The following is a 26,635-nucleotide window of genomic DNA, read 5'->3' as shown; positions in this document are numbered from 1 at the left end:
ATTCTAACTTCTATTTTTATTTAATCCACATTTCGGCGGGCATTCCTATTTTAAGGCTGCCATCATTTTTTACGGTTACTTTCACTGCATACACCAGATTGACACGTTCTTCTTTAGTTTGAATCACTTTTGGAGTGAATTCTGCCGAAGAGGAAATCCACGAAATAGTGCCGGGATAGCTTTTCATTTCTGTACCAGAGTCTATTTTGACATTGACTTCTTTCCCTATTTTTAATTGTGGTAGTTGGGTTTCGCTTACATACGTACGCAATGTCATTTCAGAAATATCGGCAATTTTATACAATGGTTTTCCAAAAGCAGTGACTTCATTTGGTTCGGCATATTTTGCTAAAACCGTTCCTTTTATCGGATTGATAATCTTAGATTTTTGAATCTGATCATTGATTTTCTCGATTTGAATATCTATCGATTGGGCTTCATTGGCAATAGGGGCATTCTGGGTTCCTACACTTTTTATTTGTTCTTTCAGTACATTGACTTTTCCATTAATTTCATCTACTTGTCGCTGGGTTGTGGCATTTTCTGCAAACATATTTTGGATTCTCTTTTGCTCAATCAAAGTGGTTTTGAGTTGTTCTTGCAGCACGCTATTTTGTGACAACACATTTTTAGATTTCGAAAAAACGGTATTTTTTGTGGCTATTAATTGCTGCTTGTTTAGGTACAATTGTGTTGTGTCAATCAGTCCTACTTTAGCATTGGGTTTAAGAATATTTCCTTCTTCAACAGAAAAAGAGATGAGTTTTCCATTGGCTTCTGCCGAAATAGTTACTTCGGTAGCTTCAAAATTGCCGTAACCGTCTGCTTTTTCGTTGTCTTTATTACAAGAAATTAAACCGACTGTGAGTAAGAGTGTGATTATTTTTTTCATGATGTTTTTCTTTAATATCCCTGTATCGTTTTGTAATTGGCTTTTGCCAAAAGCAACTGGATTTCATGTAACTTATAATTGGTTTTTGTTTCATACAAATTGGTGAATTCCACAAGATAGTCCGAAGCGGTAATAACTCCATTTTTAAGTTGGGCATCCGATGATTTTAAAACAGCTTCTCTCAATGCAATGATTTCTAAATCAGTATTGATGATTTCTTGTAGTTTTTGAATCTCATTGTTCATTTCCTGTAATTGCAGCTTGTTGTTGAGTAAAAAGGTCTCTTTTTCAGTGGAAACTATGTTTTCAGAAACGGAAAGGATTTCTTTTTCGGCTTTTGATTTGTTCCAGTCAAATACATTCCAATTGGCTTTCAAACCCAGCATATAAAAAGTCTGGAAGGAGTTGTCGAGCATATTGAGTCCCGGATTTCCGTAACCCGCCTGACCAAAAGCTTTTATTTTGGGTAAATTGTTTTTACTGATTGCTGTTTTAGAAACTTCAATTTGTTCGTTTTGTAAATCAAATAATTTCAGTTCAGGTCTGTTGTTTGCTGTGTTTGTATCTAAATTTGATATTGGTTTAACCAAATTCACATTTTCTTCAAATGGAGTATAGGTAAGCAAGGAAAGACTTTCCAGAGCTCTTTTTTTATCAAATTTGATTTCGCTGAGTTGTTGTTTTATTTTTAAATTTTCGGCTTCTAATACTTTTTCAGATGTGGGTAATATTGCGCCAAATTTCACTGCAGTTTTTACCTCGGCAATTTTAGATTTTAATTGTTCCTGTTTTGCCAGTAGTATCTCAGCACGTTCCTGTAAAAGAAATATCGAAAAAAAGAGTTGGTTTATTCTTGTTTTAAGTTGGTACAAATTGATTGCCACTTGTTGTTGCTGTACTTTGGTTTGTGTTTCCTTAATTTTATTGTTGACTTCCTGCAATCCGCCATTGTAGATAATCTGGTTGATGTCCAGCGTAGCGCGATATTGGTCTTTGTTAAGCGGATTTATGGTTGAATTTGGAATTTTCACAGGCACTTGTGTCACGTCTGATTGATAGGTAGCCTGAGCATTCAAATCGATCTTAGGAAGATAGTCTTTTGAAAGTGTTTCTATTTCCAAATCCATTTTTTGGGATAATAGATTATTTTGTTTCGCTAAAGGATAATTTTTATTAGCCAATTCATAGCAATTCTCTAATGATACTGTTTGTTGTGCCAATGCTAAAAATGGCACTATCAATAGCAATAATATGAAGTTGATGAGTTTCATTTTTTTATCGAATTAATAATTTGTTGGGCAATGATTGTTTTTCGTTCTTCCATCATTTGTTTGAATTCTGTATCAGATAGATGAAGTATTCCTTTTACCATAATTTGCGCTGCAAAAGGGAAAACGGTCATCGAAAAAATATCCAATAAGAGTTGTTTAGGTTTGATGGGTTTTATAATTCCTGTTTCGATTTCTTTTTCAATTTGTGCAATTAGTAAAGTAGGATTGGGTCTGTTTTCATGATTGAGGATAGACATCACAAACTCAGGATTGTTGTTCATTTCCTGGATAATAAATTGGGGCAAAAAAGGATTTTCGATTACAAACGAAATATAATCATGGGTAAACTGGGTGATTTTTTCAAAAACAGTTTTCTCCGAATTAAAAATAGTATTGATTTGAGGCGCCAGCTGGCTGAAAGCTTTCATGAAAACGGCTTCAAAGAGTTGCTGTTTGTTTTTAAAACAATAATGCAACATGGCTTTGTTTATTCCGGCTTCATCTGCAATCTCCTGCATTCGTGCTCCTGCGAATCCCTTTTTTTGAAAAACGATTCGGGCGGCATTGAATATTTTTTCTTCGGTAGTCATTTTTTACTTTAACTGTTTGGTTTAACCTTTTGGTTAATAAAGATAGAAAAAAAAGCAATTGGAATTACTTTTTTTCTTTTTTAACTAATGAATTAAATATCAATCCACCTAATAAACTACCATAAAGTGTTGCATTTAGAGGTTTTGAAGTTATGACACAAGTTCCTGTAATGCATCCAACATATCGATAATACAAATACCCCAATATGGCACCAATTAAAACTCCAATGAGAGTTATTATGATTGTTCTTTTTGTCATTGTTTGCTTTTTTCTAAAATTGTAGTAATAATGGTGTTTTTATCTATAACACCTGATTGTCTCCATAATTGTTTTCCATTTTGGAATAAAATCATCGTGGGAACACCGCGTACCTGATATTGTGAAGCAATTTGTTGGTTTTTATCGACATCAATTTTTATGATTGAAATTTGCTCTCCTAATTGTTCTTTTACTTCTTTTAAAATAGGACTAAGCATTTGGCAAGGACCACACCATGTAGCAAAAAAATCGACTAATATTGGTTTTTCAGATTGTATTAATTTATTGAAATTACTGTTCATAGTTTATTGTTTGTTGAATTTAGTTATTGTAGAACATTGTTCTTTATTCATGATGATTTTTTGTAATGAATGACTTTTCGATTAAACACAAAAGAAGTTTACAAAAAGTAAAAATTAATTTTGTACTGTTTGATAAACTTCTAAAATGGATTAGGCAGAGCTTGTCTATAATTTTAATGGCTCAGTTTCTTTTTATTAGTATTGATGCCCCAAGGAGTATAAAATGGGCAAAAATTGATAGAAACAGTAATTAATAAGACTACTCCAAAAGCTAATAAAAAGATACCAAGGTTTCCGGTAATAGTGTGTGTAAAATACAATGTTGCTAGGGTGAGGGCAACAATCACACGAATTGTTTTGTCGGTTTTTCCCATGTTATGTTTCATGATTTCTAGAATTTAAGGGTTAAAAAAATGCATTCAAATAACAATACAAATTTAGCGATTAATCTTCTTAAAATCAATATTTTAACTGTTTAAAATTTTGCTTTGGCATATAAAATTAGTCTTAGGAACAGTCGTTTTTGCAATGGCACTAAAACCGCCTTCAATTTCGGTAAAATTTCTAAAACCTCTTGCTTGCAAAATAGAAGCTGCAATCATACTGCGGTAACCACCAGCGCAATGAATGTAAAAAGTTTCTTTAGGATTAATGTCTTTTATCCAGTCATTAATGTAGGCCAAGGGTTTGGAATAAGCTTCTTCAACATGTTCGGCAGCGTATTCTGTTTCTTTGCGAATATCTATAATTGTGCTTTCGCCAATTTTTACCTCTTTAGCAAATGCTTCGGCAGAAATACGATTGATAGAATCAAATTCTTTACCCGCTTTTTGCCAGGCTTCAAAACCGCCATTTAGATGTCCAATAATGTTATCAAAACCTACACGGCTCAATCGCGTTACCGTTTCTTCTTCCTGGTTGATTTCAGTTACTAAAATAATCGGATGTTTGACATCGGCAATTAAGGCACCCACCCAGGGTGCAAAATCGCCTTCAATCCCAATGTTGATGGATTGTGGAATAAAACCTTTGGCAAATTGATTGTTTGTTCGGGTATCCAGAATTAAAGCTCCCGAATCTTCGGCAACAGCTTCAAAATCGTTTGCTTCGATAGCTTTCATTCCGTGGTTTAAAACCGATTCAAAGCTTTCATAGCCTTTTTTATTCATAGCCACATTCATTCCAAAATAAGCAGGAGGAGGCAATAGTCCTTCGGTTACTTCTTTTATAAATTCGGCTTCGGTCATGTTGGCTCTTAAAGCATAATTAGTTGCTTTTTGGTTGCCAATAGTTGAAACGGTTTCTTTACTCATGTTTTTACCGCAAGCACTTCCGGCACCATGTGCAGGATATACAATTACATCATCCGGCAAAGTCATGATTTTGTCTCTTAACGAATGGAATAAGATGGCTGCTAATTGTTCTTGGGTCATGTGGGCTGCTTTTTGAGCCAGATCAGGTCTTCCCACATCGCCAATGAATAGCGTGTCTCCAGAGAAAATAGCGTGTTTTTTACCATTCTCATCTATCAATAAATAAGTGGTACTTTCCATCGTGTGACCAGGAGTGTGTAACGCTTTTATAGTGATTTTACCAATTTTAAATTTCTGGCTATCAGTTGCAATGATGGCGTCAAATTCAGGTTTGGCTGTTGGTCCATACACAATGGCAGCATTAGTTTCTTTACTCAAATCCACATGTCCTGAAACAAAATCGGCATGGAAATGGGTTTCGAAAATGTATTTTAGTTTCACTTTATCCCGTTCCAGACGATCAAGGTAAGGCTGCACTTCTCGCAAAGGGTCAATAATAGCCGCTTCGCCATTTGAAGTAATGTAATAAGCGCCTTGAGCAAGACATCCCGTATATATTTGTTCGATTTTCATAAAAAGGAGTTTTAATTTGATATAACAAAGATAAAGTTTGCTTTAGGTGTATATGGTGACTAAAGTTACACAAAGAATTTCAATTGGATGTTTTTTGGAAACCAGAAAAAAAGTAAATTAAAATAGGGTTTTTTATAAGGCTTTTCGAGGCATTTGAATTAAATTTGGGCTATCAAAAAAAAACTCCTTTTCAATGGAAGAAATGCTCTTTTATGACCGAATGCAATTTGCGTTTACCATTACCTTTCACTATTTATTTCCACAATTAACAATGGGACTTTCGTTAATCATTGTTTATTTCAAATGGAAATTTTTAAAAACAAATGATCCCCATTACAATAAAGCCACTCATTTTTGGATGCGCATTTTTGCACTCAATTTTGCTATGGGTGTCGTGACGGGAATCCCAATGGAATTTCAGTTTGGAACCAATTGGGCTAAATTTTCGGAGCTAACAGGTGGGATTATTGGACAAACCTTAGCGATGGAAGGCATGTTTTCCTTCTTTTTGGAATCATCTTTTTTAGGGATGTTTTTATTTGGTGAAAAAATCCTCGGACACCGATGGCATTTTGTAACCGGATTATTGATTTGTTTGGGTTCCTGGGCCAGCGGATTTTTGATTATCGCTACGCATTCCTGGATGCAGCATCCGGTAGGTTATGAAGTATTGGAAAACGGAAAATTTGTATTGACTAATTTCTCGGCTTTGTTTACCAATGTGTGGTTGTGGCCTTCGTATTTGCACAATCAAATGGCTTCTATGGTTACCAGTTCTTTTGTGGTAGCTGGAATTGGCGCTTTTTATATTTTGTTAAACAAAAATGTTTCTTACGGAAAATTATTTTTGAAAACAGGAGTTGTTTTCGGATTGATTTCGAGCATTATTGTTGCGATGCCAACAGGAGATTTATTGGCTAAAAACGTGGTCAAGCACCAGCCGGTAACTTTTGCAGCCATGGAGGGAATTTTTCATACGGAGAAAAAAGGAGCCGAAATTGTCCTTATTGGGCAACCAGACGTCAAAGACAAAAAACTGGATAATAAAATTGCAGTGCCTAATGTGTTGAGTTTTCTAACTTATGGCAATTGGGATACCGAAGTGAAAGGATTAGACCAGTTTACCGTAGACAAGCATCCTACAAATATTTCGGGATTGTACTATGCTTATCATATTATGGTGGGTTTAGGAACGCTTTTTATTGGTGTGATGGTGTTGGCTGCTTTTCAATTGACCCGAAAGCAATTGTTTCAAACCAAATGGCTGTTATGGGCGTTTTTATTCCTAATGCCATTTCCTTATATAGCTAATATTACGGGCTGGTACACGGCAGAATTAGGTCGCCAACCTTGGTTAGTGTATGATTTATTGCGTACTGCCGATGGTGCTTCGCCAACGGTTTCCTCAGGAAACACCTTATTTACCCTGATGGGATTTGTAGGTTTGTATGCCTTGCTGGGAATGTTGTTTGCGATTTTAGTTGGGAAAATAATTTATAATGGTCCAGAACCAGTAAAAAAATAGAGTATGGAATTCTTTTGGTATGTGGTATTAATTGGCATTTTGGCAACCTATTTGGTGTTGGACGGTTATGATTTTGGAGCGGGAATCATTCATTTGTTTTTTGCCAAAACAGAGAAAGATAAAAAAGCAATTACGAATGCTATTGGGCCTTTTTGGGATGCCAATGAAGTTTGGTTGATTGCTGCAGGAGGCGTTTTATTTTATGCTTTTCCTACGTTGTATGCAGCCTCGTTTAGCGGATTTTATTTACCATTGATGATGATTTTGTGGTTGCTTATTTTTAGAGCAGTAGGATTAGAATTGCGCGGACAAATTCACAATCACATGTGGGAAGCGGTTTGGGATAAAGCCTTTGGAATTGCTAGTTTGTTATTGGCTTTGTTTTTCGGAATGGCGTTAGGAAACGTAGTTCGTGGGGTGAATCTCGGAATGGTGGTTAACGGAGTTTCTACTCAGGAACCGCATTTTTTCTTCCTGCCGTTGTGGAATCCTACGCTGAGTCCGGTGGATTCTGAACTCGGAATTATCGACTGGTTTACGCTTTTTCTGGGTGTAGTAAGTGTGGTGGCTTTGATGATTCATGGTGCCAATTGGATTATTTATAAAACCAATTCGTCGTTGAATACTCAGTTAAAAGAGATGATTTACAAAATGAATTTTGTATTGCTGGCACTGGTGATTGTTTCACTTTCTGTTTGGCATATTATTGAGAAAGAACCTTTTCATAACTTCCTGAATAATCCTATACTTTTTGTCTTTCCGTTGATTACGTTTGTGGGCTTGTTTGGACTTTTTAAAGTGAGAACATTTCAAAAAGACGGAACAGGATTTTTATTTTCGAGTCTTTTCCTCGTTGGCGGATTTACATCTACAACGGCTTCTATTTTTCCAGTAGTATTGCCGTCAACCAATAAAGTCAATCCTTCTTTGACCATTTACAATGTTGCCAATGGCGAATATGCCTTATCAGTGGGTGTGTATTGGTTTGCTATTGCGTTGGTTTTAGTAATTGGGTATTTCATCATTCAGTACAAAGTGTTTAATGGCAAAATGGATGATGTGGGTTATGGGGAGCATTGAATTTTTTAGTAATTATCGAAGAGTGATTCGTAAAAAGAAAGTTTTGTGTTTTTATTGATAATATATTAGTTAGTAGTTTTTTTGTTATGACAAGAATATTGGAAAATAATAAGTCAGTTTTAGAAAACTATAAGTTACTTGATGAATTAATTAGCAAACATTTAGAATCGTTAAATGATGATTCGAAAAAACAACAAAAAACTCTCGAGATATGCCACATTGGTAAATTTTTATTGTTTTTTAAAAATTTAAAAATTGATCAGGTTACTGAAAAACCAGATTTTATTTTATTTGATGGTAATCAAAGAATAGGGGTTGAACATCAAATAGTTGTTGATGCAAAATCAAAAGAAAGAGAAGGTTTTTTTAGAAATCTTTTTTTATTAGCAGAAACTGAATTACAAATAGATATTGAATTGCCAAATTTTCTAGCTTCTTGTTTTATTCAACCTTATGAGAATTTTAAGTTAAATGAAAAGAGATATTTAATAGAAACTATTAAAACAGTAGTTAAAGAATATATCTTAAATGACCATTTCATAGAGAATCCTATTATAGAAAGAATAAATAAACAACCACATTCGAAAAAAAATATAGTTGCAAATATGGGAGCTTGGTGGCAAAAACAAGTAACTATTGATATTATTGAAAATTCAATTAGAAAGAAAGAGACAAAAATTTCGAGTTATAAAGAAAGTGGTATAAATATTCAATGGTTATTACTAGTAATTGGAAGTAATGGAGAAAGTTCATTTGAAATGGATGAAAATTTAATACTAGAAATGAAAACACAATTTGATAAGGTATATGTTTTAGAAGATTTTAATAATAGATTATTTGAATTAAAGTAAGCATCAGAGTAAATATTGATAGCTATCAGTAAAATACTTTAAGACCTACAACTTTGCGAAACCTTAGTGTTCTTAGCGGTTTAAAAATACTTCGCAGTTAAATAAAACCATCACAGTAAAACTTCTTTAATAATGATATAAATTCCCATTACCAATACAAACCATCCAAAAATGGGTTTCAGTTTATTTCCGTCTATTTTTTTAGAAATTAAGATTCCGAGAAACATTCCTAAAAATGCCATGGCAGAAATCAATAACAGAAAACCATAATCAATAGGAGTGTTGAGGTATAAATCGCCAGCAAAGCCTATTGCTGAGTTGATGAAAATAATCAATAACGAAGTTCCTACGGCTTGTTTCATAGGTAAATTGGCAAAAAATAACAAAGCAGGAATAATTAAAAACCCACCACCGGCTCCCAGAAACCCAGTTACAATTCCTACCAGAAAACCAATGAAAGCCAGTTGTGTATAATTAGTTTTAGAATTTTTAATTTCAGTTTTACTCTTTTTTATCATCGATATCGAAGCACTAATCATCAGAATTGCAAAGACAATCATGATTAATAAATCTTTGGAAACCGCATAAGAGGCAATCGTAAATAGGGTGGAAGCAATTTGTGGAAAGATAACTTCTCTAATAATTAATATGGAAATCACCGATGGAATCGCAAAATACAAGGCTGTTTTTAGTTTTAGATTTCCCAGTTTGTAATGGCTGTAACCGCCATACAAAGCAGTTACTCCAACAATAAACAAGGAATAAGTTGTAGCTAATTCTGGATTGATTTTGAATAAGTAAACTAAAATAGGGATAGTCAGTATGGAGCCTCCGCCTCCGATTAATCCTAATGAAATTCCAATAATTATTGAAGCAAAATAACCGATATATTCCATTTGTAATTTTTTTACAAAGGTTGGGAGTATTTCGGCCAGCCACAGTAACATTTGTCACACGGGCAAAAATTACATTAATAATTCAATTTGGTTCCGGTGTAAATTAACCAAACCACGTTGTTCCATTTTTTTTAATAAACGCGAAACCACTTCTCTGGAAGTATTTAATTCGAGAGCAATTTCCTGATGTGACAAATTGATTTCTTTACAGCCACAAGCTTTAGCGTGACGTTTTAAATAGAATTCAAGCCGTTCGTCCATAGCTCTAAAAGCAATATTGTCGACGACTTCCAGAACTTCCTCAAATCGGGTTCGGTAGGTGTAAATTACAAATTCGTACCAGGAGCGGTGGTTCATCATCCATTTGTCCATTAAGGCAATTGGAATACTTACCGCTTCGACATCTTCTACTACTTTAGCTGTAATTTGGCTCGTTTGATTTTTTGTCGAACAGATTAACGAAATAGCACAGGCTTGTCCCGCTTGCAAATAATACATTAAAAACTCTTCGCCATCTTCGCCTTCTCTGTATATTTTTAATTGGCCTTTAAGTATTAAAATGGTGCTTTTAATGTATTGGCCGGTACGCATTATTACTTCCCCCGCCTTAAAGGACTGAAAACTGGAATTGGCTACAATTTCTTCAATGAGCTCATTAGAGAAATTAGGGAAGGCATTTTTTAGGCTGATTATTTCTTCTGACATGACTATAAGTTTTGAGGCTATATCTTGTTAATATGATGATTTTTTGGGTAAAATTCTAAGACTTTGGTAAAAGTAATTAAAATATCGTGACAGTTATTGACTGTTTTGCTAAGAATTGTATGCTGAATTTGGAAATATTAAATTGCAGATATTGCATTTCTAATAAGGATAACGCATTTTTTTTTAACAAAATGTTAAGTAATTGTAAAATTTGTTGATTATTATAATCCTACTAAAACGTTTTCTTTAAATTATTCCCTAAATCAAATTTGGAGTCCCATTTTTTTACAAAAACATCGTATTTTTACAAAAAACACAACAATATTATGAATTTAACACAAGAAGATTGGATTGCTCAACTCGAAGCAGATGAGAATGCAGTAATTTTAGATGTAAGAACAGAAGACGAATGTGACGAAGGGATTATTCCTAATGCCATAAACATTGATATTCATAAAGGTCAAGGTTTTATTTCTGAAATAGAAAAACTAGATAAAAGTAAAAATTACTATATCTATTGTCGTTCTGGTGCTAGAAGCGGAAAGGCTTGCGAAATTATGAATGAATTAGGATTTGAAAATGCCTATAACTTATTGGGAGGTATGTTAGATTGGGATGGAGAAGTAGTTGCTCCTTAATCACTGATACATTTTAACACTAACTAAAATATTAAAACTAGATGAATTCAATTCCAGAAGAGTTTAAGATAAAAACATTATTACACCAAGATACTTATTTAGTTGATGGCGAGTTGAAAAAATGGACAGGTAAAACAACTGAAGTTTTTTCTACTATTTCTTCTACCGAAGAATATGCTCCTACTTTGTTAGGTACAATCCCTTTTATGGGCGAGGAAGAAGCGGCAGAAGTTGTTAATTCAGCAAGTTTAGCTTATAATAATGGTCAAGGTTTATGGCCTACGATGAAAGTAGTTGACCGAATCAAATGCATGGAAAATTTCGTTTCTCAAATGAAAACTACCCGTACTGAAGTGGTTAAATTATTGATGTGGGAAATTGGGAAAACTTTAGGTGACTCGGAAAAAGAATTCGACAGAACGGTAGATTATATTTACGATACGATTGAACATTACAAACAATTAGATAGAAGTAATGCTCATTTTACTAAAAGTCAAGGAGTAAATGCTATGGTTCGTAGAGGACCAATTGGAGTTGTTTTGTGCTTAGGTCCATACAATTATCCTTTGAATGAAACATTTTCATTGTTGATTCCTGCTTTGATTATGGGAAATCCGGTGATTTTCAAGCCTGCTAAAAACGGAGTATTGTTGATTTCACCATTGTTAGAAGCTTTTAGAAGTAGTTTTCCAAAAGGGGTTATCAATATCGTTTACGGTAGAGGAAGAGAAATTGCTTCTCCAATCATGAAATCCGGGAAAGTTGATATCTTGGCTTTAATTGGAAATAGTAAATCGGCAATTGCATTGCAAGATCAACATCCAAATAAAAACAGATTGCGTTTAGTTTTAGGATTAGAAGCTAAAAATCCTGCTATTATTTTACCTGACGCCGATTTAGATTTGGCTATTTCAGAATGTATTTCAGGAACTTTATCTTTTAACGGACAACGTTGTACGGCTTTGAAAGTTTTATATGTTCACGAATCGATTGCAGAAGAATTTAATAAAAGATTCTCTCAAAAAGTAGACGAACTTATTTTTGGAAATCCTTGGGAGAAATCAGTTTCATTGACTCCACTTCCGGAGACTGAAAAACCAGCTTATATTCAAAGTTTAATTGATGATGCAACAGCTAAAGGAGCTAAAATTTTAAATTCAAAAGGTGCAGAACACTTTGATAACTATATTTTTCCAGCGGTTTTATTCCCTGTAAATAAAGAAATGAGAGTGTATCATGAAGAGCAATTTGGACCAGTGGTGCCAATTATGACTTTCAAAGATATCCAAGAGCCTTTGAACGATATGGCAGAATCTAACTATGGTCAACAAGTAAGTTTATTTGGAAAAAATATTAAAACAATTGCACCACTTATTGATGCTTTAGTAAATTTAGTATGTAGAGTAAACTTGAACAGTTCATGTCAACGTGGACCGGATGTGTATCCGTTTACAGGTCGTAAAGACTCAGCTGTAGGTACATTAAGTGTTTTTGACGCCTTGCGTTCATTCTCTATTAGAACTTTTGTAGCTTCTAAAGACAATGCTTACAATAACGAAATATTACAAGAATTATTGAATAGTAAAGAATCAAACTTTATTAATACCGATTATATCTTGTAGTACTAAACTCAGACTAAAAATAAAAAAACCGTTCCGATTTTTTCGGAACGGTTTTTTTATTTTAGATAAATTTTTGTTTGTAATTCAAAAATTTGTTTACATTTGCAAATGTGTTTTTTACACTTATTATTTTTTTCAAAATCTTCAAAATTTTATTGTTTAAATAAAGTAATTACATTTCGTTCAATAACTCAATTATTGATTTTGGTTTGTAATGTGTTTAAAGATGGATTGATAAAAATAATTTGTTTTACCATTTTCTTTGAGATTTCTAAATCATGACATTATTAAAATAATTTATAATTATACTATGAATAAAAAAATTGACAATTTAGCTGCTGATAATATCAGAGCTTTAGCTATTTCGATGGTTGAAAAAGCAAATTCAGGACATCCGGGAGGAGCTATGGGAGGTGCCGATTTCATGCACATTTTGTATAGTGAATATTTAAATTTTGATCCTACTGAAATGAATTGGCCTTTTAGAGACCGATTTTTCATGGACGCAGGGCATTTATCGGCGTTGATGTATTCTCAATATCATTTGTTAGGAAATTATTCGAAAGAAGATTTGCAAAATTTTAGACAATGGGGTTCTGTTACTCCAGGCCATCCCGAAGTTGATGTACTTAGGGGAATTGAAAATACTTCAGGACCATTGGGACAAGGACATACAATGGGAGTTGGTGCGGCTATTGCAGCTAAATTTTTAGAAGCCAGATTTACAGGATTGTTTAATCATAAAATATATGGTTTTATAACGGATGGTGGGGTACAAGAAGAAATTTCGCAAGGAGCAGGAAGAATTGCGGGACATTTAGGATTGAATAATTTTATTATGTTTTATGATTCTAATGATGTGCAACTTTCTTCAATGACCGATGAAGTAACATCTGAAGATACTGCTAAGAAATATGAGGCTTGGGGATGGAAAGTAATTACAATTGATGGCCATGATCACGAACAAATAAGAAAAGCGCTGAGCGATGCCAATGCTGAAACTGAAAAACCAACATTGATCATTGGTAAGACGATTATGGGTAAAGGCTGTGTTACTGTAGATGGCGGAATGTATGAAGGAGAATGTGAATTACATGGAAAACCAATTGGAGATACCAAAGCAGATTATGTAAAAACACTGATTAATTTAAGCGCTAATCCTGAACAGCCATTCGATACTTATGATGAGGTTAAAGCTCATTATGCAACTATTTTAGCTCAGAAAACTGCAAAAGTTGCTAAAGAGAAAAGCCAAGTTGCGGAGTGGAAAAAAGTAAATCCAGCATTGGCAGAAAAATTAGAGTTGTTTTTATCGGGTAAATTACCTGAATTAGATTTAAGTACTGTAGTTCAAAAAGCAAATGCAGCAACTAGAGATGCATCGTCAGCAGTGTTGGCTTATTTAGCTGAAAATGTTGAAAACATAATTGTCTCGTCTGCGGATTTATCGAATAGTGATAAAACGGATGGCTTTTTGAAAAAATCATCTGTTCTGCAAAAAAATAATTTCAACGGAGCGTTTTTACAGGCAGGTGTGGCCGAACTTACTATGACAGCCATTGCAAATGGAATTGCATTACACGGAGGAGTTATTCCAGTAGTAGCTACTTTCTTTGTGTTTTCTGATTATATGAAACCAGCTATTCGCTTAGCAGCTATTCAAGAACTTCCTGTAAAATATGTATTAACTCATGATTCATTTAGAGTAGGGGAAGATGGCCCAACACATCAACCAATTGAGCAAGAAGCGCAAATTCGTTTATTGGAAAAACTAAAAAATCATTCGGGACATCAAAGTTTGGTAGCATTGCGTCCAGCTGATGCTATTGAGACTTCTGTAGCTTGGGATATGGCTTTAAAAAATACTACTACTCCAACGGCTTTAATTTTGTCAAGACAGGGAATTAAAGATATTCCGGCAACTGGAACATCCAGATATGAGGACGCAAAACAAGCAGCGAAAGGTGGATACTTAGTAAAGTCAACTCCAAATCCAGATATTACTTTAATTGCAAACGGTTCAGAGGTTTCCACCTTATTAGATGCGGCAGCAATTTTAGAAAATGAAAAAGGATTAAAGCTAAATGTAGCTTCTATTATATCAGAAGGATTGTTTAAATCGCAGTCTAAATCGTATCAGGAAAGTGTGATTCCAAAAGGGGAATTAGTATTTGGTCTTACAGCGGGATTACCTGTTAATCTCGAAGGTTTGGTTGGTGATAGTGGAAAAATAATTGGATTGGAACATTTTGGTTATTCCGCTCCTGCAGCTGTTTTAGACGAAAAATTTGGCTTTAACAGTAAAAAAGTGAGTGAAGAGATTGTTCAATATTTAATTGAAAATAACGTAAATGTTTAAACATAAACTACTATTGGGAAAGTTTTGAAATAGGCTTAACTGATATTGGTTTAGCAACATTTTTAGCTGATTATAAAAAAAGGAATCGCTAATTTTTAAATCAAATAGATTGATTGCACTATTTTTTTGTCATTTAAAATAGTGTGGTCAGTTTAAGGGATAATCTTTAATTATTGAAATTGTAGTTAGTCAAAGAATTAAGATTATTTCAAGTAAATTTTGTTGCATAAAAAAAGGAAGTCTTTATTCAAGACTTCCTTTTTTGTTTCTAATTATTTGAATACTGTTTTCTTATAAGTTTAGTACAAAATGATTCAACAATTGCGCATCGTATTTTTCTTTGTCAAATTTATAGAGATAAGAACCTTTTCTGGAAGACAACATATCTTTTTCATTTAATTTGACTAGAATATCCAAGGAATTGATTTTGCTAATAAAATTTCGTTTATCCAAATTTTTGTCAAGAACTGCTTCGTATAATTCAAGCAACTGACGCATAGTAAATTTTTCAGGTAAAAGTTCGAAGCCTACAGGTTTTGTTGATGTTCTGTATCTCAATCTTCTCATGGCATGAGAAACCATTTCGTTATGGTCAAAAATTAATTTTGGCATTTTTGAAATGCTAAACCATTGTGCTTCATAGTTCTTTATTAATTCAGCATTATGGTTTTCAATATTGATTAATGCATAATAGGCAACAGAAATGGTTCTTTCTACCGGATCACGATCTACTTCACTATAAGCATAGAATTGCTCCATGTAGATGTCTTGTAATCCTGTATAAAAATTAAGAACTCGTATGGCTGCTTTATTTAAAGACTCATCTTTTTTAAGAAAACCACCCATTAAAGACCATTTGCCTTTTTCTGGTTCAAAATCTCTTTTGATTAATAAAATTTTTAAGCCTTCATTGTCAAATCCAAAGATGATACAATCGACTGATAGTAAAACTTTGTCTTCGGAATTATAATTGTTTAACATCTTTGTCATCTATTTTAGTGTAAATATATAAACTTACTTAAACGTTTCATAATTAATTAGTGTAGAATGAGCACTTAGTGAACTTTTTTAAAGAAACCTTAGAATTTCTCTAAAACAAATCAGATTCAATATTAATATAGATAATACAACGTCGGAAAATTTATACTTTTAAAAATAAATCAGCTAAATTTTGATACGAATTATCTAAACAATAAAAACAAATAAATGTTTGTATTTTCTCCAAGGGAATTACGTAATATAGAATAGGCCTTGGTTATATGAGCTTCAACTGATTTAATAGAAACGTTCTTGTACTCAGCTATTTCTATATTAGTGAGACCTTCTTCTTTGCTTAATAAAAAGATTTCCTTACATTTAGGTGGGAGATTTTGAATTTCCCGTTTTACCAATTTTATGATGCGCTCAAGAGAATGTTCATCTTCATTTTCTACAATAGTATTAAGAGCATCAATATATTTTTTTTCTAGAGGATAAACTGATTTTTGGCTACGATACTGATCAATAAATTCATTATAAACCGATTTATATAGAAAACTAATAAGTACAAAATCTTCTTTTAAGTTTTTTCGTTTGTTCCAGATACGCATAAATACATTCTGTACAATATCTTCTGATAAATTATGATCATGCGTAAAACTGTAAGCATAAACGCATAGTTTATGATGGTAAGTATTTACCAGAAAGGTATAAGCTTTAGGGTCTCCCGTTTTTAAAGCATGTATAAGTTGTGTGTTGTCAGAATATACCTCTTGCATTGTGTGAAGTAGAAATAATTAGCTTAATTTTTATGCAATGTATAAAAAAAAATATAAAAAAGTTAGGGTAGTGTAAAATCCACACGTATTAATAGAAAATAGTATAAAAATGATAAGTGCTAAAATTGAAAATATAATAGCTAAATTTTTAACCAATCAAGCTTCAGCATCTGAGTTGACTGAGTTAGAAATATGGGTAGAAGATTCGAATAATAAAGAGTTATTTAATCAGTATGTTAAAATTAACTATGCAATCGAATATAATATGAAGCAATTTGATTCCCATACAATAAAGAGCAAACTATTAGAAGCATTTGCCAGAGAACAGAAAGCAAAAAAGCTTAAAAAATTACGTAAAGTTATTTATTATTCAGCTGCAGCTGTTGTTTTAGGAATAGTAACGACCACTTATTTCTACAGAACAAGTTTAGTAAATAAACCCATAGCGGCACCTGTAATAGTAGTAAACAATACTATTCAAACGGGAAAAGACAAAGCAATATTAACTCTTGAAGACGGATCGGTTGTAACATTGGAAAAAGATAAAGTTTATGAGAAAGACAATGTGGTTAGCAATGGCAAAGAATTAGTTTATAATAATAACAACAAGGCAAAATCAGGATTAGCATATAATTATTTGACAATCCCAAGAGGAGGGCAATTTCATGTGAAATTAGCTGATGGAACAGAAGTTTGGTTGAATTCTGACTCTAAGCTAAAATTCCCAGTAGCTTTTGCAGATGGCCGAGCACGTGAAGTAGAATTAATTTATGGAGAAGCTTTTTTTGATGTATCACCAAGTACAGAACATAAAGGGGCTAAGTTTAAAGTTTTAAATAAAGATCAGGAAGTGGAGGTATTGGGTACGGAGTTCAATATAAAAGCGTATAAAGATGAAGATAAAATATATACCACTTTAGTTGAAGGAAAAGTAACTGTTAGCGGTTTTAATTCAAAGAAATACATGGTTCCTAATCAACAATCTATTATTAATCTTAAAAATGGAAATATTACTATTAATCCAATTGATGCTTATAATGAAATATTATGGACAAAAGGAATCTTTAGCTTTAAGGGCAAAACATTAAAAGAAATTATGAATGTTATGTCTCGATGGTATGATGTTCAAGTGGTGTTTCAAAATTCAGAAATTGAAAAAGTTAAATTCAATGGAGTACTTAGCAAAAATGATAATATAAAAGAGATCCTGACAATAATTAAGAAAACTAACTTTATAAATGAATATGAGATAAAAGACCAGAAAATTATAATAAAATAAAAAAGAAAGGGAACAAAGTAATACCTGGACAGTACTCTACTTTATCCCCCCATCAGATTATTAATTAATTATTTAACCAATAAACACAAATATATGAAAATTGAATTTACTAACCATTTTTTCTTTTTTAAGAGAAAATTTTTACTAACCACTATGAAAGCTTTTATATTACTTTTTTGTACGACTGCTTTTAGTTTTTCTTCAAGTAAAGTTTTTACGCAGAATGTAAAAATTGTTGTAGATAAAGATAAGATTGTAACCATTGATGAGGTCTTTGATCTTTTAAGAGAACAAACCGATTTTACATTTATCTATCAGGAAGATATGTTTAAAAATGTTCCAAAAATAAAACTTAAAAAAGGAACAATTAGTGCTGATAAGTTGCTAAATGAAAACCTTGCCAGTGAAGGTTTTAATTTTGAACTTATTGGAAAAAATAAAATTGTAATAACTAAAGTTAAACCTGAAGAAAAGGTACAACAGAAAATAAAGGTTTCAGGAGTTATAAATAATTCTGATGGTGCACCGCTGCCTGGAGTGAATATTTTAATAAAAGGTGCTAAAAATGGTGTGCAATCTGATTTTGATGGAAAATTTGCTATAGATGTCCCCGGACCAAATACAGTACTTGTAATTTCTTATATTGGGTATGTAAATCAAGAAATTAAAGTTGGTGATCAAACCAATATTACAGTTAAACTTTTAGATGATTACGCTAAGTTGGATGAAGTTGTTGTAATCGGATATGGTACACAAAAAAAATCAGATCTTTCTGGATCTGTTGCTGTTGTAAACATGGAAAGTGCGAAAAAAACAGTTACTTATGATGTTGCTAAAATGTTACAAGGTCAGGCACCGGGTGTTACCGTACAATCTTCAGGTGAACCTGGCGGATTTGTTAATATCAAAATTAGAGGGTTAAATTCCTTTAGTAACAACAATCCTCTTTTTGTAATTGATGGAATGATTGTAGATGCTCCATTTGATTTTGCACCTGGTGATGTTGAGTCGATGCAGGTTTTGAAAGATGCGTCTTCGGCAGCTATTTATGGTGTTCGAGGTGCTAATGGGGTCGTAATTATTACTACTAAAAAGGGAAAAACAGGAAAACTAGACATTAAATACAAATCGCTTGTAGGTTTTCAAAATGTGGCTAGAACTTGGGATGTAACCGATAGAGTCGGTTATCAAACGATTACAAGTGCTTCTGAAAAAAACGCAGGATTAACAGTAGCTCCGGGTAATGACCCAACTAGTAGTAGTTATATTTCTAATGTTGACACAAATTGGCAGGCAGAAGCTTATGAAACAGGAGTTGTTGAAAATCATTCCTTGGCCTTTAATGGAGGTGCCGAAACTTTGGCTTACAACCTGAATATGGATTATTTCAAAAATAGTAGCTATATCAAATCTCCTCAGGATTATGAAAGAATGTCTATGAATTTGAATTTAAATGGTAAAAAAGGGAAATTCAAATACGGTACAAAAATCGGATATACTCAATCTGACAAAGAAAACTTCAATAGTTATGTTGGAGAAACTGCAATTGGAGCTTTAGTTGGAGCGGTACCTACAATGCCAGTATATGATGCGAACCGATTAGGTGGTTATGGTGGTACAACCAACTTGACACAAAGAGCTATTTCGCTTAACGTTATTGGATTTAATAACTTAATCGAAAATAAGGGACAAAGAAACCGTTTTATTGGAGATGTATGGGGAGAATTTGAAATTGTAAAAGGTTTAAAATATAAAATTGATGCCAGTTTTGATCGATTGGATTATGAAAACAGAAAGTACGTTCCGCAAAGTGATTTGGGATGGTATTATATTACTACAAAAGAAGAAGCTTCTCTAGATGTCTCAACTGGAAGTACGGACAAAACATTCTTTAACAACATATTGACTTATGGATTAGAAATCAATAAACATAAATTCGATGTGTTAGCTGGTTATGTACAAGAACGCAGTGATTCATTCAATCACTGGTCAAGAGGTGTAGGTTATGATTATGGTGAAATAAGTAAACTACAATATGCTGATGATACTAGTACGGGAGAAAGTAACGTAACTATAACTGGTAAATCATATATAAGCCGTATTAACTATTCGTATGATGACCGTTATCTGTTTCAAGCCAACTTTAGACAAGATAAATCATCTCTTTTTAGTGAAAATTTCAATTCTACTAATGCTTACTCTTTTTCAGGAGCCTGGAAATTAAGCAATGAAAAATTCATCCACTTGCCGGAATGGGTAAGCAATGTCAAATTGAGAGCTAGTTATGGTAAATTAGGAAATAATACTATTGCTCCGTATTTCTTCGCTACAACAATCAATAGTTTTGCGGGATATGATTTCAATAATGCATTGGCTCCAGGTACAACTGTTGTTGCTTCTCTAGATCCAAATGTAAAATGGGAAGATGTAAAAACTACCGATGTAGCTGTTGAACTTGGATTATTTGACAATGATTTACAGTTTACAGCTGAGTATTTTGTGAAAAATTCGACAAATCTTTTAATTGGAGTTCCGTTGCCATACTCTACTGGTGCATTCCCAGCAAGTATTACAACAAATGCAGGTGCTATGAGAAACAAAGGTCTCGAATTCGCAGCAACTTATAACAACAATAATCATGCATTCAAATACAGCATCTCTGCCAATTTAGGAACTTTAAAAAACGAAGTATTGCAAATTGGTATCAATGGGAATCCAATCTATGGTGCTGCTTCAAAAACAGAAGTGGGACGATCTATGGGTGAAATTTATGCGTATGAAACCGATGGGATTTTTCAAAGTGCTGCCGAAATTGCTGCTGCTCCAACACAAACCAACGCAGGAGTGGGTGACATTAAATTCAAAGATATTAATGGAGACGGAATGATTAGTGATCTTGATAGGACCTATCAAGGGAAAACAATTCCGAAATACAGTTATGGTTTCAACTTTAGTGGTACATACAAAAATTGGGATTTTTCTATGTTTTGGCAAGGTGCTGGTGGAAACAAAGTATTCAATAGTATCTATCGTAACTTAATGGCTGGACAATATGGAAATCACCATACTGATATGCTTAATTATTGGTCACCTACAAATACTAATACAGATGTACCTCGACCAATCATTGGTGATCCTAATGCCAATGGAAGAGATTCTAATAGATTTATTGAAAAAGGAGACTATCTAAAATTGCAAACTATGGAAATTGGATATCAAATTCCATTTCCTGCTAAAAGTTTTATTCAAAAAGCAAAAGTGTTTGTAAACGGACAAAATCTATGGACTATTACTAAATACCGTGGAGGCGACCCTGATTTTAACAGCAACGACGGATCTTTCTCAAGAGGTTATGATGGAGGTTCATTCCCAAATCCTAGAACTGTTTCTTTAGGACTTGAAGTAAATTTTTAAAATTAGCAAACCATTAAAAACGAATCAAAATGAAATATAAAATATATAATTATTTAGCTGGTTTCTTTTCACTAGTTATCATAACAACAAGCTGTGTTAGCGATGAGGATTTAATTCAAGTTGACCCAAACAATGATGCTGCAGATTCATTCTGGAAAAATGACCAAGACGCTATAGAAGGTGTAAATGCTGCTTACGGTAGTTTATTAACTGATGGTACTTACATGAGAAGTACTCCTTTATTACTAGACTTAAAAGGAGACGATTGTAGAAGTAACAGCCCATGGGATGCGATGTACAATGTAGGTCGTTTCAATTCGAATGTATCAAATTCGGCCATTTATGGTTGGGCTTTTGAAACCTACTATCAAGGGATTTACCGCGCCAATCAAGTTTTGACCAATGTTCCGAGTATTAATATGACTGATGCAGCTCTTAAAAACAGAATTTTAGGTCAGGCTTATTTTTTAAGAGGATTGTACTTGTTTCACGCAGTTAATATGTTTAAGAAAGTACCGGTACCAACTGAAATCGCAGCCTTTTATCCTCAAAAAACCAACGAAGAAGGATGGGCACAAGTAATTGCCGATTTTAAAAAGGCAGCTGAATTATTACCTACATCTTACACTACTGTTTCTGGTTTAGATGCAGGTCAAAAAGGACGTGCTACCAAAGGTGCTGCTTTAGGGTATTTGGGGAAAGCTTATTTATTTACTAAAGATTTTGCAAATGCTAAAATAGCATTTAAACAAGTAATCGATTTAGGAGTTTACTCTTTAGTTTCTAATTACCGTGATAACTTTACTGACACTAACGAAAACAATTCAGAATCATTATTTGAAGTACAATTCAGCAGATCTGCAGGCGGTGTTGATTTAGGTTGGGGTGGTGCTCCTGCTTCGGGATGGGGGAAAACATCAGCAAGAGCCATTACTTATGGACCTAGAGCCTTTGGATGGACAGACGTACAACCTACTTGGACTTTATACAACGAATTCCAACAAGAAAAAACGACTGCAAATACAGTAGATCCACGTTTAGATGCTACAATGTTCTATAACAAGCCTGGAGGAATGCAGCTTTATGGACAAAACTTCGCTACTGTTTATGCAGGGAATTCAGCTGATTTAAATGATTTATTTTGTAGAAAATATGAAAATTCAGACGGGGCTTATGCGAACGAATTCGACTGGCGTTCTGGTATAAACGAACGTTTATTACGTTATGCGGACATATTGTTAATGTATGCTGAATGTTTAAACGAAACTGGCGATACACAAGGTGCTTATAGTTTTATTCAAATGGTTAGAACTCGTGTAGGTTTGCCAAATTTAGCTACTGTAAAACCAGGATTGACACAAGTGACCATGAGAGATCAAATTGGGCACGAAAGATTTCTGGAATTTCCATTAGAAGGACATCGTTTTGATGACATTCGTCGTTGGGGTTGGTTGCAAGATCCAGTAAAATTAGCATGGTTAAAAACAAGAGACGTTGAATTTAATTCTTATGCAGCAGGAAGAGAATTCTTCCCAATACCGCAATTGGAAATGGACAACAATCCTGGAACAAGTCAAAATGATGGTTATTAATATTAGTTAGTTAATTTGTTTTTTAATATCACATGGTAAGCTCTTAAAAAGTTTACTGTGTGATATTATAACTTAAAGAGAACAGGAAAAAAGCCTTATTTATCTGTCAACTCTAAAAAAGAATATAAAATAGAAATTACAGTGTTTGGAATCAAAAGCACTTTGGCAACGATTTTAATATCTACAAAATTACAAGACCACAATACATTTGATAATCCTATAAAAATTCAACCAACAACTTTTAAAGGATTTAAAATCAAAAACGACAAACTAAATTAATCATCCCTCCTTTTTTAGTTGTAATGCTTGAGGGAAAATAAAAACAGAAAATGAAAAAAATAGCATTCATCGTAAGATTAGGATTTTACCCGGCAATTTTAGGCTTGGTACTTTCTGTAGTGGGTTGCTCCAGCAGTGATGATTCCACTACTCCAGACCCTGTGGTTGTTCCGCCAGTAGTGATTGTTCCACCTACATTTCCAGGACCTACTTATTCGGATAATTATACTTCTATTGCTTCCTGGAGTAACCGTTCGCAATGGAATTTAGCCAATGTACACGATCCTTCTGTTGAAAAATGTGGGGAGTATTATTATATGTATCAAACCGATGCTTCTTATGGAAACGCACATGACGGAAACGGACATTTTATGTACAGACGTTCCAAAGACCTTGTGAATTGGGAATTTATGGGATCCTCAATGACCACGGCACCTGCTTGGGTTAAAGATTCTTTGAATAACAAAAGAGCCAGAATGGTTCCTGCTCTAGCGCCAATAGCTAATCCTAGATATGGGTATTGGGCGCCTTTTATTAAAAAGGTAGGCAATAAATACAGAATGTATTACAGCATAGTGGTAGATGAACCAATTATAGGTGCCGATTTTACTTATTCATGGTCAGAAAGAGCCTTTATTGGATTAGCAGAATCAGACGATTTAGCAACCAATGTTTGGGTTGACAAAGGAATGGTAGTGTGCTCTGAACCGGATGGATTAAAACCTTATTCTTACACGGGTACAAGAAATTGGGAAAATGCTTATTTCAAATTCAATGCCATCGATCCCACTTTTACCATCACTCCAGAAGGGGAACATTATTTGATTTATGGTTCTTGGCATTCGGGAATTGCAGCCTTGAAACTGAATCCTACCACAGGTAAACCAGACCAACTAAAAACCTTAAGTGATTACGGAACTCGTATTGCTACCCGAAGTGCTACTAGTCGTTGGCAAGGTTCCGAAGGTCCAGAGATAATGTACAACGAAACAACAGGCTATTATTATCTTTTTTTGGCCTATGATGGTCTTGATGTTCCTTACAACACCAGAGTTTGTCGTTCCAGAAGCATTACAGGTCCTTATGTAGGAATCAACGGTGCCAATGTAACCAATGGAGCAGATGCTTGGCCCATGCTTACACATCCTTATTCTTTTAATAACCACACTGGATGGGTAGGTTTCTCTCATTGTTCTATTTTCCAAAACCCAGATACCAAACAATGGTTCTATGCTTCTCAGGCTCGTTTGCCAAAGGATGTACCGGGTATAAATGCATCAAATGCAGTAATGATGGGACACGTTCGCGCCATAAAATGGACAGAAGATGGGTGGCCAGTAGTTGATGCTGAAAGATATGCAGCAGTACCAGAAACTACTATTAGCGATGCAGCATTCATTGGAACATGGGAGCAAATTACAATGAACTATCAATACGCAACCATTCAAAAATCAATTACAATATATTTGACAGCAGATAAGAAAGTAAGCGGAGGAGTTACTGGAACCTGGGCGTATGACAGCACCAACAAAACACTAACTGTAAATGGTGTAAAATGCAAAGTGAGTGATGCTTGGGACTGGGAAAAAAGCACTCGTAAAGTCACTATTTCTTATTCTGGGCTGACTTCAGACGGCAGACCGGTTTGGGGTAAAAAAATAGATTAGTTCTTTAAAATAAATGCTTTTTCTACAGCATAGGAAAAGGCATTTGTTTAGAATAATATTTGTTTTTTGTAATTTATCTAAAAAAAATACCATAATAACTCACTATTTATTATGGTATTTTTATTTCGAACTTTTAGTTTGTTTTAATCCTTTTATTTTGAGTATATTTACAAATGTTAAAAATACACTTATAACCAATCAAAAATGTAATTAGAATGAAAAAAAATCTGTTCTTATTGTTGATTTTTACTTTTTGTAATCAACTTATTTTTTCGCAAAAGGAAAGCACAATTCTGAGTATCAAAAAGGCTGAAAAGCCTACTACTATTAACAAAAATATTTATGGTCACTTTGCAGAACATTTGGGGAGATGTATCTACGGAGGTTTTTTTGTAGGTGATACGTCTAAAATTCCAAATACAAATGGAGTTAGAAATGACATTATTGCCGCTTTAAAAGAATTAAAAATACCAAATTTAAGATGGCCAGGAGGTTGTTTTGCTGATACATACCACTGGAAAGATGGTGTTGGACCAAAAGAAAAAAGACCAACAATTGTAAACACATGGTGGGGTGGTGTAACTGAGGATAATAGTTTTGGAACACATGATTTTTTAAATATGTGTGAATTGCTTGGTGCTCAACCGTATTTGTCTGGAAATGTAGGAAGTGGAACCGTTCAGGAATTAGCTGATTGGGTTCAATACACTAATTTCTCAGGGAAAAGTCCGATGAGTGATTTGCGTAAAGCAAATGGTAGAGTAGAACCTTGGAAAGTGAAATTTTGGGGAATTGGTAATGAAGCATGGGGATGTGGAGGAAATATGACTCCAGAATATTATGCTGGTGAATATAGAAAATTTGCAACATTCATGTCAGATTGGGAGAATACTGGTGGATTAACTCGTATTGCTTCTGGAGCTAATGGAAGCGATTACAATTGGACAGAAGTTTTGATGAAAAACATTCCCATAAATATGTTGGGTGGAGTTGGAGTACACCATTATGCTGTAATCAATTGGTCTAAAAAAGGAGATGCTGTAGATTTTAATGAGGATGGCTATTTTAAAACGATGACTTCGGCTTTGAAAATGGAAGAATATGTTAGCAAACATGCTGCTATTATGGATAAATATGATCCTGAGAAAAAAGTAGCCATGATGGTGGACGAATGGGGAGCTTGGTACGAAGTACAACAAGGAACTAATCCTGGATTTTTATACCAACAAAATACAATGAGAGATGCTGTTTTAGCAGGTTCGACGCTAAACATCTTTAACAATCACGCCGACAGAGTACGCATGGCTAATTTAGCACAATGTGTGAATGTATTGCAAGCGGTTATTTTGACTGATAAGGCAAAAATGATTTTGACGCCAACATACCATATCATGAAAATGTACCGTGTGCATCAAGATGCTGAATTGTTGTCTATTGATTTCAAATCTCCAGAATATACTTTTGAAGGAAAAACTCTTCCTGCAATCTCGGCTTCGGCTTCAAAGGATAAAAGTGGATTGGTACACGTTTCTTTAGTAAATATTGATGCTAAGAAAGAAAATAAGATAGAAATTGATTTGGCCGAATTGGGTTTGAAAAATGTTACAGCAACAATTTTAACTTCTAAAAAACTACAAGATTATAATTCATTTGATAAACCCAATGCAATTGAACCTAAAGAATTTAAAGGGTTTAAGAATGCCAAAGGCAAATTAGAAGTAACTATTCCAGCATTCTCTGTTGTAGTATTAGAAGGGAAATAAAATTATTA

22 protein-coding genes and 1 pseudogene are annotated in these 26,635 nt (G+C 33.8%); 12 read left to right on the top strand and 11 right to left on the bottom strand.

The window, feature by feature from the left end; all coding sequences use genetic code 11:
- Window positions 1–16: 16 nt before the first annotated feature.
- The 7 genes from GTZ96_RS14950 to GTZ96_RS14925 all read right to left on the bottom strand — a co-directional run bounded on the left by GTZ96_RS14950 (window position 17) and on the right by GTZ96_RS14925 (window position 5,200).
- Window positions 17–892 (bottom strand): HlyD family secretion protein, encoded by an 876-nt coding sequence (locus tag GTZ96_RS14950; RefSeq protein ID WP_161644716.1) that lies wholly within the window; start codon window positions 890–892, stop codon window positions 17–19.
- A gap of 11 nt (window positions 893–903) precedes the next feature.
- On the bottom strand, window positions 904–2,163 hold the full coding sequence (locus GTZ96_RS14945) for a TolC family protein (RefSeq protein WP_161644715.1): 1,260 nt from the start codon (window positions 2,161–2,163) through the stop codon (window positions 904–906).
- A complete protein-coding gene (locus GTZ96_RS14940; RefSeq protein WP_161644714.1) occupies window positions 2,160–2,753 on the bottom strand; it encodes a TetR/AcrR family transcriptional regulator in 594 nt (197 codons plus the stop codon). The genes GTZ96_RS14945 and GTZ96_RS14940 overlap by 4 nt, the downstream gene beginning before the upstream one ends.
- A gap of 64 nt (window positions 2,754–2,817) precedes the next feature.
- A complete protein-coding gene (locus tag GTZ96_RS18345; protein WP_128196503.1) occupies window positions 2,818–3,012 on the bottom strand; it encodes a DUF6132 family protein in 195 nt (64 codons plus the stop codon).
- Window positions 3,009–3,314 (bottom strand): thioredoxin, encoded by a 306-nt coding sequence (gene trxA / locus GTZ96_RS14935; protein WP_161644713.1) that lies wholly within the window; start codon window positions 3,312–3,314, stop codon window positions 3,009–3,011. The genes GTZ96_RS18345 and trxA overlap by 4 nt, the downstream gene beginning before the upstream one ends.
- A gap of 173 nt (window positions 3,315–3,487) precedes the next feature.
- A complete protein-coding gene (locus tag GTZ96_RS14930) occupies window positions 3,488–3,700 on the bottom strand; it encodes a YgaP family membrane protein (RefSeq protein WP_161644712.1) in 213 nt (70 codons plus the stop codon).
- A gap of 81 nt (window positions 3,701–3,781) precedes the next feature.
- Window positions 3,782–5,200, bottom strand: a complete 1,419-nt coding sequence (locus GTZ96_RS14925) for an MBL fold metallo-hydrolase (RefSeq protein ID WP_161644711.1) — start codon at window positions 5,198–5,200, stop codon at window positions 3,782–3,784.
- A 193-nt stretch (window positions 5,201–5,393) separates the two neighbouring features.
- On the opposite strand from GTZ96_RS14925, the gene GTZ96_RS14920 reads away from it, so the two are divergent.
- The 3 genes from GTZ96_RS14920 (at window position 5,394) to GTZ96_RS14910 (ending at window position 8,656) form a co-directional block, all read left to right on the top strand.
- A complete protein-coding gene (locus GTZ96_RS14920) occupies window positions 5,394–6,725 on the top strand; it encodes a cytochrome ubiquinol oxidase subunit I (RefSeq protein ID WP_161644710.1) in 1,332 nt (443 codons plus the stop codon).
- Between the two features lie 3 nt (window positions 6,726–6,728).
- Window positions 6,729–7,805: a cytochrome d ubiquinol oxidase subunit II gene (cydB, locus tag GTZ96_RS14915; RefSeq protein ID WP_161644709.1), complete on the top strand. Its 1,077-nt coding sequence runs from the start codon at window positions 6,729–6,731 to the stop codon at window positions 7,803–7,805.
- Between the two features lie 86 nt (window positions 7,806–7,891).
- Window positions 7,892–8,656 (top strand): hypothetical protein, encoded by a 765-nt coding sequence (locus tag GTZ96_RS14910; protein WP_181033211.1) that lies wholly within the window; start codon window positions 7,892–7,894, stop codon window positions 8,654–8,656.
- A 110-nt stretch (window positions 8,657–8,766) separates the two neighbouring features.
- Here GTZ96_RS14910 and GTZ96_RS14905 read toward each other — a convergent pair whose 3' ends face one another.
- Window positions 8,767–9,552: a sulfite exporter TauE/SafE family protein gene (locus GTZ96_RS14905; protein ID WP_161644707.1), complete on the bottom strand. Its 786-nt coding sequence runs from the start codon at window positions 9,550–9,552 to the stop codon at window positions 8,767–8,769.
- Between the two features lie 69 nt (window positions 9,553–9,621).
- On the bottom strand, window positions 9,622–10,257 hold the full coding sequence (locus GTZ96_RS14900; RefSeq protein ID WP_161644706.1) for a Crp/Fnr family transcriptional regulator: 636 nt from the start codon (window positions 10,255–10,257) through the stop codon (window positions 9,622–9,624).
- A 326-nt stretch (window positions 10,258–10,583) separates the two neighbouring features.
- On the opposite strand from GTZ96_RS14900, the gene GTZ96_RS14895 reads away from it, so the two are divergent.
- The 3 genes from GTZ96_RS14895 to GTZ96_RS14885 all read left to right on the top strand — a co-directional run bounded on the left by GTZ96_RS14895 (window position 10,584) and on the right by GTZ96_RS14885 (window position 14,876).
- Window positions 10,584–10,895: a rhodanese-like domain-containing protein gene (locus tag GTZ96_RS14895; RefSeq protein ID WP_161644705.1), complete on the top strand. Its 312-nt coding sequence runs from the start codon at window positions 10,584–10,586 to the stop codon at window positions 10,893–10,895.
- Window positions 10,896–10,936: 41 nt separating this feature from the next.
- Window positions 10,937–12,517 carry an NADP-dependent glyceraldehyde-3-phosphate dehydrogenase gene (locus GTZ96_RS14890; protein ID WP_161644704.1) on the top strand — a complete coding sequence of 527 codons (1,581 nt, stop codon included), beginning with the start codon at window positions 10,937–10,939 and terminating at the stop codon, window positions 12,515–12,517.
- Window positions 12,518–12,827: 310 nt separating this feature from the next.
- Window positions 12,828–14,876, top strand: a complete 2,049-nt coding sequence (locus GTZ96_RS14885) for a transketolase family protein (RefSeq protein WP_161644703.1) — start codon at window positions 12,828–12,830, stop codon at window positions 14,874–14,876.
- Window positions 14,877–15,167: 291 nt separating this feature from the next.
- On the opposite strand, the gene GTZ96_RS14880 is transcribed toward GTZ96_RS14885, so the two are convergent.
- Complete coding sequence (locus tag GTZ96_RS14880) at window positions 15,168–15,857, bottom strand: NUDIX hydrolase (RefSeq protein WP_161644726.1); 690 nt, start codon at window positions 15,855–15,857, stop codon at window positions 15,168–15,170.
- A 200-nt stretch (window positions 15,858–16,057) separates the two neighbouring features.
- Complete coding sequence (locus GTZ96_RS14875; RefSeq protein WP_161644702.1) at window positions 16,058–16,633, bottom strand: RNA polymerase sigma factor; 576 nt, start codon at window positions 16,631–16,633, stop codon at window positions 16,058–16,060.
- 109 nt (window positions 16,634–16,742) lie between these two features.
- On the opposite strand from GTZ96_RS14875, the gene GTZ96_RS14870 reads away from it, so the two are divergent.
- The 6 genes and pseudogenes from GTZ96_RS14870 (at window position 16,743) to GTZ96_RS14845 (ending at window position 26,627) form a co-directional block, all read left to right on the top strand.
- On the top strand, window positions 16,743–17,912 hold the full coding sequence (locus GTZ96_RS14870; protein ID WP_161644701.1) for a FecR family protein: 1,170 nt from the start codon (window positions 16,743–16,745) through the stop codon (window positions 17,910–17,912).
- 153 nt (window positions 17,913–18,065) lie between these two features.
- Window positions 18,066–21,326, top strand: coding sequence for a SusC/RagA family TonB-linked outer membrane protein (locus tag GTZ96_RS14865; RefSeq protein ID WP_181033210.1), 3,261 nt, complete (start codon window positions 18,066–18,068; stop codon window positions 21,324–21,326).
- Window positions 21,327–21,355: 29 nt separating this feature from the next.
- Window positions 21,356–22,918 (top strand): RagB/SusD family nutrient uptake outer membrane protein, encoded by a 1,563-nt coding sequence (locus GTZ96_RS14860; RefSeq protein ID WP_161644699.1) that lies wholly within the window; start codon window positions 21,356–21,358, stop codon window positions 22,916–22,918.
- A gap of 123 nt (window positions 22,919–23,041) precedes the next feature.
- Window positions 23,042–23,197: pseudogene (locus GTZ96_RS18490) on the top strand (alpha-L-arabinofuranosidase C-terminal domain-containing protein); the annotation flags it as partial.
- Between the two features lie 50 nt (window positions 23,198–23,247).
- Complete coding sequence (locus GTZ96_RS14850) at window positions 23,248–24,864, top strand: arabinan endo-1,5-alpha-L-arabinosidase (protein ID WP_161644697.1); 1,617 nt, start codon at window positions 23,248–23,250, stop codon at window positions 24,862–24,864.
- Window positions 24,865–25,079: 215 nt separating this feature from the next.
- Window positions 25,080–26,627: an alpha-N-arabinofuranosidase gene (locus GTZ96_RS14845; protein WP_161644696.1), complete on the top strand. Its 1,548-nt coding sequence runs from the start codon at window positions 25,080–25,082 to the stop codon at window positions 26,625–26,627.
- Window positions 26,628–26,635: the final 8 nt, after the last annotated feature.

Source organism: Flavobacterium undicola, assembly GCF_009909155.2.
Lineage (GTDB): Bacteria > Bacteroidota > Bacteroidia > Flavobacteriales > Flavobacteriaceae > Flavobacterium > Flavobacterium undicola.
The sequence above is the reverse complement of the archived record's forward strand: the minus strand, read 5'-3'. Positions and strand labels throughout refer to the sequence as shown.

Coding starts and splice junctions, on each gene's coding strand:
- GTZ96_RS14845 (WP_161644696.1), top strand. CDS start 25,080: ATGAAAAAAAATCTGTTCTTATTGTTGATTTTTACTTTTTGTAATCAA.
- GTZ96_RS14940 (WP_161644714.1), bottom strand. CDS start 2,753: ATGACTACCGAAGAAAAAATATTCAATGCCGCCCGAATCGTTTTTCAA.
- trxA (WP_161644713.1), bottom strand. CDS start 3,314: ATGAACAGTAATTTCAATAAATTAATACAATCTGAAAAACCAATATTA.
- GTZ96_RS14900 (WP_161644706.1), bottom strand. CDS start 10,257: ATGTCAGAAGAAATAATCAGCCTAAAAAATGCCTTCCCTAATTTCTCT.
- GTZ96_RS14945 (WP_161644715.1), bottom strand. CDS start 2,163: ATGAAACTCATCAACTTCATATTATTGCTATTGATAGTGCCATTTTTA.
- GTZ96_RS14885 (WP_161644703.1), top strand. CDS start 12,828: ATGAATAAAAAAATTGACAATTTAGCTGCTGATAATATCAGAGCTTTA.
- GTZ96_RS14905 (WP_161644707.1), bottom strand. CDS start 9,552: ATGGAATATATCGGTTATTTTGCTTCAATAATTATTGGAATTTCATTA.
- GTZ96_RS14930 (WP_161644712.1), bottom strand. CDS start 3,700: ATGAAACATAACATGGGAAAAACCGACAAAACAATTCGTGTGATTGTT.
- GTZ96_RS14865 (WP_181033210.1), top strand. CDS start 18,066: ATGAAAGCTTTTATATTACTTTTTTGTACGACTGCTTTTAGTTTTTCT.
- GTZ96_RS14910 (WP_181033211.1), top strand. CDS start 7,892: ATGACAAGAATATTGGAAAATAATAAGTCAGTTTTAGAAAACTATAAG.
- GTZ96_RS18345 (WP_128196503.1), bottom strand. CDS start 3,012: ATGACAAAAAGAACAATCATAATAACTCTCATTGGAGTTTTAATTGGT.
- GTZ96_RS14920 (WP_161644710.1), top strand. CDS start 5,394: ATGGAAGAAATGCTCTTTTATGACCGAATGCAATTTGCGTTTACCATT.
- GTZ96_RS14950 (WP_161644716.1), bottom strand. CDS start 892: ATGAAAAAAATAATCACACTCTTACTCACAGTCGGTTTAATTTCTTGT.
- GTZ96_RS14880 (WP_161644726.1), bottom strand. CDS start 15,857: ATGTTAAACAATTATAATTCCGAAGACAAAGTTTTACTATCAGTCGAT.
- GTZ96_RS14860 (WP_161644699.1), top strand. CDS start 21,356: ATGAAATATAAAATATATAATTATTTAGCTGGTTTCTTTTCACTAGTT.
- GTZ96_RS14895 (WP_161644705.1), top strand. CDS start 10,584: ATGAATTTAACACAAGAAGATTGGATTGCTCAACTCGAAGCAGATGAG.
- GTZ96_RS14875 (WP_161644702.1), bottom strand. CDS start 16,633: ATGCAAGAGGTATATTCTGACAACACACAACTTATACATGCTTTAAAA.
- GTZ96_RS14890 (WP_161644704.1), top strand. CDS start 10,937: ATGAATTCAATTCCAGAAGAGTTTAAGATAAAAACATTATTACACCAA.
- GTZ96_RS14870 (WP_161644701.1), top strand. CDS start 16,743: ATGATAAGTGCTAAAATTGAAAATATAATAGCTAAATTTTTAACCAAT.
- GTZ96_RS14925 (WP_161644711.1), bottom strand. CDS start 5,200: ATGAAAATCGAACAAATATATACGGGATGTCTTGCTCAAGGCGCTTAT.
- GTZ96_RS14850 (WP_161644697.1), top strand. CDS start 23,248: ATGAAAAAAATAGCATTCATCGTAAGATTAGGATTTTACCCGGCAATT.
- cydB (WP_161644709.1), top strand. CDS start 6,729: ATGGAATTCTTTTGGTATGTGGTATTAATTGGCATTTTGGCAACCTAT.